Below are 2,683 nucleotides of genomic sequence, written 5' to 3'. Positions count from 1 at the left end.
GTCTTACTGTATTACTTTCTGATTCGTAATGTTAATGAAGAACGAAAAACCAACTAACTTTGAATAGCCCTCATCTTAGCTTAAGATGAGGGTTTTTTTAAACCTTACAATATTGTAAGGTTTACGTAAGTTAATTCGATAGTAATTTTGTCATATTTTTTGCATAATAGATACAAATAGATAAAAAATAATTAGGGATATATTAAGAAGGGAGAAAACTGGGATGCGTAAAGAAGAAGTAGTGAAGTTTCCAATTAAAGATTTCTGTAGCTACTTTACTGTTGCCATAGTATGTATTGGATTATTTGATATAATAACAAATTTAATTGTTAACTAATATAGATGATAAAACAAGAAGGGAGACCCTTTCTTGTTTTTTTTATGGGGGCATAAAGATGAAATGGATTGATAGCCATATACATGTTGATCAATATGAGGATGAAGAGAAAAGTAGATTACTTACAGATGTGGAAAACAGTAAAGAGATACAAGGGCTTATTGCAGTATCTATGAATTATCAATCATGCCTAGAAACTCTATCTTTAGCAAAGCGATATCCTTTTATACATCCAGCAATAGGTTTTCATCCGGAGCAACCGACTCATAAAGAGGAATGTGAGCAAATTTATAAATTAATTGAAGATCATGTAGAGGAAATCGTTGCGATTGGTGAAGTGGGGCTCCCATATTATTTAAGGAAAGAAGATGAAAATATTGCTGTCGATCCATACATAGCGGTGTTAAAAGAGTTTGTTGAACTAGCTAGTAAATATGATTTACCGATTGTAGTACACGCAGTTTATGAAGACGCTGATATTGTATGTGATTTACTTGAAGAATATAAAGTTGTACGTGCACACTTTCACTGGTTTAAAGGAAGTGAAGCGACAATGAAACGGATGATGAGGAACGGTTATTATATTTCTATCACACCGGATGTTTTACATAAGGAGAAAATTAGAAAAATTGTTTCGTATTATCCTTTAAAATATATGATGGTAGAAACAGATGGGCCATGGGAATTTCAAGATGGTGTTATAACGCACCCTAAAATGATTAAAGATGTATTACAAGAAATTAGTGTAATAAAAAGAATGTCTGTAGAGAAAGTTGCAGAGAAAATATATGAGAATACGGTGCGATTTTATCAAGTTATTGAGTGATAGCAAAAAACACCAAGCATCTCGCTTGGTGTTTTTATTATGACTCTAATTTTTTCGCGCGTCTTAATAATAAAAGAAAGACAATTATAATGAACCCAATTATAAGGAAGAACCCATGTTGTTTTATATAATCAATTATGTCCTTCGCACTTGTTGGCTGTTCAGCATGAATGCCGTCTTTATTAGTAGTAATATGAATATCTTTCATTTTTACTTCATTCGTTTCTTTTTGTAAATCAATCCACTCTATGTTTGGAATACTTTCTAGTTCTTTTAATACTTCTTTTAATGGTTTAACGCCCAAGTAAGGATGATAAAATGCACCGATAATTCCATCGGATAATTTTTCGACAGATAAAGCACGTTCTTTCATTTTTGCTATAGCTTGTGGCTTATCTTCTTCAATAAAGCCAACAGTTTCAGGAATTAATTTCATCCCATGTAAAAATGAAGGTGTACTTATATAAGCCGGTGAGTGCATCGATTTCCAAGTTTTATCGTTTAGTTGTATTTGTCCTACATAAGTTGAAAAATATTGTGATAGTATTTCATATCCTTTTTGAGACATTGTATAGTGCGGAGCTTCAAAAGCAACTGGATACAATTTAGCTTCTACAAGCTCTGTAATCCCTTTTTCAATATGCTCTTTAATATACTTTTCTTCAAAGGCCTTTCCGTTTTTAACGTATTTATTATAGTCCTCTGTAGATTGGAAATCGTCTTTTGTTTTTGGTTTTTCATGGTTCGGTTGACGAATTGGTTGATCAGTTTTTACATCCCAAAATTCAAAACCTTCGCCAGTTTCACTATCATAAAACTGATGTGTGTAACCATGCATAACGATAGAGCCACCATTATCTTGCATAAAGCGTAAAACATCGATTAATTCAGAGTTATCCTTTAAATGTACTGTTTTTCCTGTGTCTGGATCTTTGTAAACAGGGATAACGGTAATCATATAAGGGAGCTTTTTCTCTTTTAGTAATTCAGCGATTTCTTTTAATTGCTTTACATCTACAGCTGGGTGAACGTCTTCAAGACGTAAATAAGCTGTAGTTTTATTTGTCATAGGCTCTTGTTCGAAGTAAGAAAATAGCATTTCACCGACGTAATGGGACATCCAATCAAAAAGGTTCGGAGTTGCAACATAATAGGATGTTCCTTGCTGAACGATTAACGGATGGGTTCCATCGGCACTCAAGGCGTAAGCAAGAGCTGTTCCTTTTGTTTCAACCTTCTTCATTAAGCGTTCTTCATGTAATTCATTTTTTAACTGGTGAGTCGGATATTCTATAGTGTGAGTTCGTATATCGGTTTCTTTCGAGGTAATGAAAGAAAAACGATTAGATAATTGTTCAACATTTTGTCCTAAAACTAATACTGGACCCGAGAAGTTTTCTAGAAATTGTTTTGCTTTAGTAGAAAAATCTTCTTTTTTCTCTCCAATATAAACAATATGTGTATAAGAAGATGAGTTAGTAGTTTCATTCATTTCTTTTAAACTTTTTACTGTTATATTA

At 32.7% G+C, this 2,683-nt stretch carries 2 protein-coding genes; one reads left to right on the top strand and one right to left on the bottom strand.

The window, feature by feature from the left end; genetic code table 11:
* The first annotated feature begins 395 nt into the window (after nt 1–395).
* Complete coding sequence (locus AB3X48_RS20760; RefSeq protein WP_016103346.1) at nt 396–1,163, top strand: TatD family hydrolase; 768 nt, start codon at nt 396–398, stop codon at nt 1,161–1,163.
* 37 nt (nt 1,164–1,200) lie between these two features.
* Here AB3X48_RS20760 and AB3X48_RS20755 read toward each other — a convergent pair.
* The coding region (locus AB3X48_RS20755; RefSeq protein WP_367959891.1) for a DUF2334 domain-containing protein at nt 1,201–2,683 on the bottom strand (1,483 nt) is incomplete at its 5' end.

This window comes from Bacillus sp. S4 (assembly GCF_040838205.1).
Classification (GTDB): domain Bacteria; phylum Bacillota; class Bacilli; order Bacillales; family Bacillaceae_G; genus Bacillus_A; species Bacillus_A cereus_U.
The sequence above is the reverse complement of the archived record's forward strand: the minus strand, read 5'-3'. Positions and strand labels throughout refer to the sequence as shown.

Excerpts from the sequence above, each read along its gene's own strand:
- AB3X48_RS20760 (WP_016103346.1), top strand. The coding sequence starts at position 396 with ATGAAATGGATTGATAGCCATATACATGTTGATCAATATGAGGATGAA.